Consider the following 7,215-nt stretch of genomic DNA (forward strand, 5'->3'; position numbering starts at 1 on the left):
AGGTACTCATTTCTTATATCTTCCTGCGCGTATATTATTTATGAGATGATCCCAACATTCTATTAAAATACACGGTAACAACGCATCCCTTTCCCTCTTTACTCTTCACATCTATGCTTGCCTTATGAAGTGTCAATATATTCTTTACAATGGTGAGTCCTATTCCTGTGCCTTCTATTTCATGTCTACTTTTGTCTCCCCTATATAGCCTCTCAAATATATAAGGTAAATCCTCATTATTAATTCCAATGCCTGTATCTTTTATTTTTAATATTACCTTTTCATCAGTTTCTTTCAAGGTAATATTAATTTTTCCTAACCCTTCTGTAAATTTGACTGCATTAGAAAGTAAATTAATAATAACCTGTTTTATCTTATCACGGTCTCCTAAAATGTTACATGGGTTACTAGTGCTACATTCTAAGGATATGTTAAGATTCTTATTTTCCGCTATTACTTCAAAATCATTTACCACTGAGGAAAGAATATCCTTCAAATCTATTTTTTCCATACACAGCGATATTTCCTCCGCTTCAACCTCTTTTAAGGTATTTAAATTGTCTAAAAGCTTTCCAAATCTAATAACCTCTTCATTAAGATAAGTTAATCTTTCATTATCTACTGGAAAAAGACCATCTATCATAGCTTCAAAATTATTTTGGAGAATATTAAGAGGCGTTCTAATTTCATGGGATATATCTGATATTAATCTTTTTCTAAGCACATCCTGATGCTGAAGCTTTTCTCCAAGCATATTTATGCTATTTCTTAAATCTTCAAGCTCTAAAATATTACTCTTATTATGTGACCTTTCTCCATAATTTCCGTTTGAAAGATAAACTGAAATCTTTGAAATTTGGCTAAGAGGGGTGGAAAATTGCTTTGAAATAAATATACTTATTAATATTGTTATTAAGATTGAAAGTACAACACTTAGAATAATACTCTCATTTATTGAAATTTTGAAATCTACATCTTCTTTGGATAATAGTACTGGAGCATATTGTCCTATTTCTACATATCCTACAATTTTGTTATTAGATCTTATTTCAAAGGTGCTTGTAGTATAAACCCCTTCATTTTTAATGTGCATATGAACGTTAGGATTATGAATCATATCACTCGGGTTCATTCCCCAAATGATTTTTTTATTTTCCTCCTTAAGAGTAAGACAATAGTTACTCATATAGGCTTCATGCATAATTTCTATTCCTGAATTTTCACTCCACTTACCACTTTTTTTATATACCTCCTCTAAATATTTAACTATTCTTATATTCCTCTTATTTTGTATCTCAACTAAGTAATTGTCAAAGGTTCTTGATATTGTTATATTTACAAAAAGCGTAGATAATAAAAGTGCTAATATAGCGGTACATACCAAAATAATACTTAATCTTCTTCTTATGCTTTGCATAAATTAATCACCACCAAATTTGTAACCAATTTTAGTTACAGTTAATATATATTTAGGATTTCTGGTGTCCTCTTCTATCTTTTTACGTATATTCTTAATGTGTACATCTATTGTTCTATCAAAACCTTGAAAATCTATTCCCATAATTCTTTCAATCAGTTTCTCTCTTGTAAATATTTCCCCCTCATTAGATGAAAGAATATGTACTATGTCAAATTCATTGGGTGTAAGATATATTTCCTCGCCACGCGCTTTAACTATTCTTTTCTCATAATTAATTTCTAAATCACCATTATTATAAATTTTTGTTTCACATTCATTTACATTCAGCCTTCTAAATAAAGAATTTACTCTTGCAGTTAGTTCTCGTGGGCTGAACGGCTTAACGAGATACTCATCTGCTCCTAGATTTAATCCTTCTATTCTATTCTCTAAAGTGCTCTTTGCTGTAAGCATAAATATATGCACCTCAGAAATTTTTCTTAGTACATTACAAACCTCTTCACCAGATATGTCAGGCAGCATTAGGTCTAATATAACTAAGTTAAATTCAATTTTTTCGAAAAGTTTTATACCTTCTATACCCTTTGTAGTACAATAAACAATATAGCCTGCTTTTTCAAGATATGCTTTTAGTATTTCTGAAATCTTTTCTTCGTCTTCAATAATCAATATATTATTCACGTTTAATTAACCCCTTTTTAATTTAGTAGTTGACATATTTGAATTCTGGTCATTATTATCATTACCTAATATTTATAATAATATATAAAAATATGCTATTTAAGGAGTTAATAGTGTGAAAGTAAAATCCCGTGAAAAAATAAATGGAAAGATTCTCTCATTTTTATGATATCTTGACTCCTCAAAATATAATTATGTCTACAGAAAAATGTCTTGAAAACGCTATAAATGTAGTATTAGTCCTATAACCATGTTAGATAAAAAAGTGAATATATATTGTGCAAAGTTCATTAAAAAAACTTCAAAACTGTACTTTGCACAATATATGTACCTTTTACTTAACTCGTCTACCTGTTACATAATCTTTTCTTACCATAGCTGAAACTTTAATAACATCTCCAGTACGAGGAGCATGAATATAATTATTATCCCCAACGTAAATACCCATGTGGTGAGGATTAGCAAATGTTCCAAAGAACACCAAATCTCCTGGTTGAAGATTGTCTCTTGATACTTGTACACCATCATTTATCTGATCAAAGGTGGTTCTTCCTACTGATATTCCAAAATGCGCGTATACGTATTGTGTAAATCCCGAGCAATCAAAGCCCGAAGGCGATGTTCCACCCCATAAATATGGTGTGCCAAGGAAGTTAGAAGCGTAGGCTACTATAGCATTATTTGATATAGCAGCTGATCCTCTTGATGGTGTATATTTAGGTGCTGATTTTCTTATTTCATTTATTTTTGTTATGCTTTTACTTGCTGACACTTCAGACTCACTTATTTGTGCTACAAGAATATTTTCCTTGCTGTTTTTTAGTTCTGTTATCAATTTATTATGTAACTCTTTAGAGACAATTTCCTTGCTCTTTAGTTCAGCTATCAATTTATTTTGCGACTCTTTAGTAATAATTATCTTATCAAGCTTCTGCTTATTTTGTACTTGCAAATTCAGCAATACTTCCTTTGTATTATTTAAACTTTGCTGCTTTTCAATTAATTCTTTTTTGGCGACTTTAAACTCCGCCACTACTTTATTATCAAATTCAATAATGGTTTTTATGTTTTCTACTCTAGATACAAAATCTCCAAAGCTCTCTGCCTCAAGTATTACACTCAAATAACCATCAAATCCATTCATGTACAAGATTCTCATTCTAACATTAAATAATTCTTGTTCCTTTTGGGTTTCCTTTTCAACCTGTTTAGCCTTCGCAGCGGCACTTTCAATCGCCTTTTTAGTTTTGAGTATTTTCACTTTATTTTCTTCTGTCTTAGTCATGATTTCTTCAATTTCATTATCAAACTCTTCTAGTCTAGTTTCAATTGCTCCCCTCTCATCTTGAATTTTCGTTAGTAAATCCTTCTGCTGTTGTACCTTCTCATTTGTTGGAATCGCAAGTGTTGTTACATTTGAAGTGAAAATCAAGGTAATTATAACTGCGATACTTCTCAGGGCATTCTTCATTAGTACATCTCCTTCACTCTCTTAAAATTTATAAGATACAGAGAGAATTTATCATAAACTTATGTAGTTCTTATGAAGATTGTCCACATTAAAAACCAGTTAATCCTTCTAATTATCAGCTTTATTCATATCTTTATGACTAATTAAAAATGGTTTAAAAACGGAGTATTCTTTAGAGGTAAAGGGAGATTCCAGATTTGTGGTAAAGATTTAACTTCTCTAATTACTATGATAGTGTAATAGATGTGCTCAATAATGCTATGAATGTTTCAAGGCATGTTTACGTTCAAGCAAGGAAAAACTGTATAAGTATTATTGTTAACTGTGCACAAGAATGCGAAATGACTTTATCAAAATAGCCTGTTATAATCAATCTTCTTGATTATAACAGGCTATTACTAAAAAAATAGACTTCCCTACCTATTATGCATATGTCTTTTTCTCAACAGGAATCCATATTTCACAAAAGCAATCTGCCTTAATGTCTTCTGAATACAATTCAAAGTCAGTATCATCAATCATGCTATAATCTGAACCGGGAAGAAATTCTGAAAATATTTTCCCCCATGTTTGGCCTATACAATCCCCAGTCTCACCAATACATTTAAATACGGCCCATAATGTAGGTTTTACCTCCCATATGGTATACCCCTCCGGTACATTACCACCACTAAATTCCATACCAATGCCATAATCAAAATGTGTACTTTCTTTTGAAATTGGTGCACAAGCTCCATAAATATCATGCTTGCTAGTGTTTTGTTTTAGAACATTAAATGTGCCGTTGTCACCACATTCTTTCCAAAAGTCCGGAATTTCAGTATTTCCATCTTCTGAAATTGTTTCATTTCTAAACTTTGCAACCTTAGCCAATAATTTAAATACTTCTCGTTTTTCGATTCTGTAGTCCATAACAGTACCACCTTCCAATTTTATTTTAATGAGAAGGCGATTAAAAGATTTTAATTTCATACCTGCACGCCTTGCCACATTCGGCGTAGTACCATGGAATCTGGTAAATGCCTTTGTAAAACTTTCGGGCGAGTCATAACCATATTTTAAAGCAATATCAATTACCTTTGCATCAGATATAGAGAGTTCCTGCCCCGCCATGGACAATCTTCTATTCCTAATATACTCATTTGCTGTAATACCAGTCACTAAACTAAATGTCCTATGAAAATGATAGCTTGACATGAAAACATGCCTTGCAACATCTTCATAGGTAATAGGTTCTAATATATGTTCTTCCATATAGTCGATTGCCCTCTGCAAGTTTTGAATAAAATTCATTTTTCTCACCCCCATGTACAAATTGTACTAAAATATAACTGTTATTTCCTATCCTATCTTGCTTTCATTTGTCCAAATAAAATATAAATTATTATTGTTCATTATTACTCTTTATCTCTATTTTCTATTTCAATAATAGTCATAATAGAGTAATTGGCTAAATCTAATAGCGTATCTATAATGCTCTCGTCTTTTACTTCAGCATTCTGCTTAATTAATTGTTTATATCTTCGTAATTTATCTTCTAATCTAATTGCAGGCATAATAAGACCATACTCTTGAAATCCCTCACTAAAACTATCTCCATAATCTTTATTCTTTGCGGTATATATCTTATTTAATTTTTCACATATTTCCTTATGTCGTTCAATTTTTTCCATATAAAATACTCCTTTCGTTTGATTCGTCATTTTTTACGATTTTGAATCATTACATTTTAAGCTATACTCCAATTGACAATCACATGGTTCCTTAGCAAATAATTTAGAATTATATTCCTCAGCTTCCACACATCCCATCGCTTTATAAAAAGCCTGTGACTCTTGTGATGAATGGCCCGATATATATAGCTTTTTAGCACCTATCTCTTTTGCTTTTTTACACACAAGAGCAAATAAGTTTTTCCCTATTGCCATGCCACGACTCTCATAAGATGTATGAATGTATGAAAGTTCCACATATTCCTTTTGTAAACCAAATAACTGACTTTCCACAGAGGCAAATCCAACAAGCACATTATTATGAAAAGCACCAAATACTGTTCCACCCGTTCTTATAGTATTACACAGATATTTAACCAATGATTCATATTTATCTGGACCCCACTGTTCAATAAAAGAGATTTCTTTTAATATCCATTCTCCACTTTCCTTACGCCAACATTTCTTTACCTCTTGATAACGATTAAATCCTGTAAATAATGGCACATCTATTTCAGTTTTTTTTAATTCTTTATAACTAATTGATTCCAATACAGCTACCTCCGATTACATAAATTATATTTGTTACGCAATATTTCCCTAAGTCTCACAAGTAAAAACGCCACAAACTTTTATTGTATGTGACGCCTAATATGAACAGATTATGATATAAAAATCTTTTTAGAAAAGTATTTTCTTGTTGATAAAATAAATACTAATTCTATAAATGTCATTATAACGTTTTGAGAAAGAAATAGTTGTTTATTTTGTTGACACCAAATAATATATACTACTAAATAAAATATACTATATATTATCATTAGCCAATAACCCCATCTTTTAAGTCTCAAAAATCCATAAGAAGCTATTAGGAGAATTATAGGCAGTAACACCTGCATTATACCCGCTGAAAAAAGAGGTAATGGTATAATAGAAATTCCAAATCGTTCTGAAAAACTTGGAAATAATGATATTACTATTGATAATAAAGCACCTAAAAAAGATATATCTCCAATTAATGTTATAATAAAAGGTCTATTTTTATTCATGCATTCTCACTCCTATAAATTCCTTATATTATACTGTTGTAATTATGAACTATCTTATACATTTTAAACCCGCTGAAACTGCCCATGCCTGATGTTCTAAAAACAAAGATCCAATACATTCATTAGGCTCAAGCCATATCAATGTATTCTATATCTTTGATTTTTTCACCAAATGTTTTTTCATCATTATCTAAATTATTCTCCATGATTTTTACCTCCCGTGTTTAAAAAAGCGTATTAACTCAATTACAGATATTCCTCATTTCCTACTCTAAACAGGATTTTACATAATCAACAGGTACATCCATACGGACAGCAGTTTCTCCAATAGAAAGACCACTATTCAAAAATCGTTTAACAACCATAACCATATTTTCGCCAACTTCAATGATGTGCTTATCCAAATCATAGAAACGCACCACTCTCTGTCCCCATGAATGTTTAATCAGTGGATGCACATAGTCAATATTTTTTATATCCTTCAACTTTTCGACAAACCCATCCATATCATCTTCTTCAAAATACAGTTCACTCGCATTGTTGCAGAAAACAATTTCACTATCCTGTTTATGGATAAAATCATTCCAAGTGTCAACAATCTGTAATCCAATACCACCTGTCAAAGTCACATTTGCTCCGAAGTCGGCAATAACATCTAAGCCTAATACATCATGATAAAATTGCTTGGCTCTTTCCATATCTTTCACCACAATCAATGTACTTGTATATTTCATCTTTCTTATCCTCCTCATAGGGATTAGTCACGGTAGACGCACTGGTTACCCAGTGCACCCCGTACAGATCCCGGCGTGCGGAACTACCGCACCGGGCTCTTCAAATATATTCGCTTCCGTAATCAATCAAAACAGATTTTAAATCTCA

At 31.4% G+C, this 7,215-nt stretch carries 8 protein-coding genes; all 8 read right to left on the reverse strand.

All coding sequences use genetic code 11. From position 1 onward, the window contains the following. Window positions 1–34: 34 nt before the first annotated feature. The 8 genes from ACREV6_RS00425 to ACREV6_RS00460 all read right to left on the reverse strand — a co-directional run bounded on the left by ACREV6_RS00425 (window position 35) and on the right by ACREV6_RS00460 (window position 7,067). Window positions 35–1,417 carry a sensor histidine kinase gene (locus ACREV6_RS00425; RefSeq protein WP_431576076.1) on the reverse strand — a complete coding sequence of 461 codons (1,383 nt, stop codon included), beginning with the start codon at window positions 1,415–1,417 and terminating at the stop codon, window positions 35–37. A 3-nt stretch (window positions 1,418–1,420) separates the two neighbouring features. Beyond that, on the reverse strand, window positions 1,421–2,101 hold the full coding sequence (locus ACREV6_RS00430; RefSeq protein WP_431576077.1) for a response regulator transcription factor: 681 nt from the start codon (window positions 2,099–2,101) through the stop codon (window positions 1,421–1,423). Window positions 2,102–2,435: 334 nt separating this feature from the next. Continuing rightward, window positions 2,436–3,572 carry a C40 family peptidase gene (locus ACREV6_RS00435; protein WP_431576078.1) on the reverse strand — a complete coding sequence of 379 codons (1,137 nt, stop codon included), beginning with the start codon at window positions 3,570–3,572 and terminating at the stop codon, window positions 2,436–2,438. Between the two features lie 423 nt (window positions 3,573–3,995). Next, window positions 3,996–4,865, reverse strand: a complete 870-nt coding sequence (locus ACREV6_RS00440; RefSeq protein WP_431576079.1) for an AraC family transcriptional regulator — start codon at window positions 4,863–4,865, stop codon at window positions 3,996–3,998. A 104-nt stretch (window positions 4,866–4,969) separates the two neighbouring features. Beyond that, window positions 4,970–5,245 carry a nucleotide modification associated domain-containing protein gene (locus ACREV6_RS00445; protein WP_431576080.1) on the reverse strand — a complete coding sequence of 92 codons (276 nt, stop codon included), beginning with the start codon at window positions 5,243–5,245 and terminating at the stop codon, window positions 4,970–4,972. Between the two features lie 33 nt (window positions 5,246–5,278). Beyond that, window positions 5,279–5,836 (reverse strand): GNAT family N-acetyltransferase, encoded by a 558-nt coding sequence (locus ACREV6_RS00450; RefSeq protein WP_431576081.1) that lies wholly within the window; start codon window positions 5,834–5,836, stop codon window positions 5,279–5,281. 110 nt (window positions 5,837–5,946) lie between these two features. Next, window positions 5,947–6,333, reverse strand: coding sequence for a hypothetical protein (locus ACREV6_RS00455; protein ID WP_431576082.1), 387 nt, complete (start codon window positions 6,331–6,333; stop codon window positions 5,947–5,949). A 266-nt stretch (window positions 6,334–6,599) separates the two neighbouring features. Further along, entirely contained in the window at window positions 6,600–7,067 is a 468-nt protein-coding gene (locus ACREV6_RS00460; protein ID WP_431576083.1) for a VOC family protein, read from the reverse strand. Window positions 7,068–7,215 lie beyond the last annotated feature (148 nt).

It is taken from the genome of Clostridium sp., assembly GCF_050717515.1.
Classification (GTDB): Bacteria; Bacillota; Clostridia; order Clostridiales; family Clostridiaceae; genus Clostridium_AD.

What these genes read in the sequence shown, in the direction of transcription:
- ACREV6_RS00455 (WP_431576082.1), bottom strand. Translation starts at nt 6,333, where the DNA reads ATGAATAAAAATAGACCTTTTATTATAACATTAATTGGAGATATATCT.
- ACREV6_RS00445 (WP_431576080.1), bottom strand. Translation starts at nt 5,245, where the DNA reads ATGGAAAAAATTGAACGACATAAGGAAATATGTGAAAAATTAAATAAG.
- ACREV6_RS00440 (WP_431576079.1), bottom strand. Translation starts at nt 4,865, where the DNA reads ATGAATTTTATTCAAAACTTGCAGAGGGCAATCGACTATATGGAAGAA.
- ACREV6_RS00425 (WP_431576076.1), bottom strand. Translation starts at nt 1,417, where the DNA reads ATGCAAAGCATAAGAAGAAGATTAAGTATTATTTTGGTATGTACCGCT.
- ACREV6_RS00435 (WP_431576078.1), bottom strand. Translation starts at nt 3,572, where the DNA reads ATGAAGAATGCCCTGAGAAGTATCGCAGTTATAATTACCTTGATTTTC.
- ACREV6_RS00460 (WP_431576083.1), bottom strand. Translation starts at nt 7,067, where the DNA reads ATGAAATATACAAGTACATTGATTGTGGTGAAAGATATGGAAAGAGCC.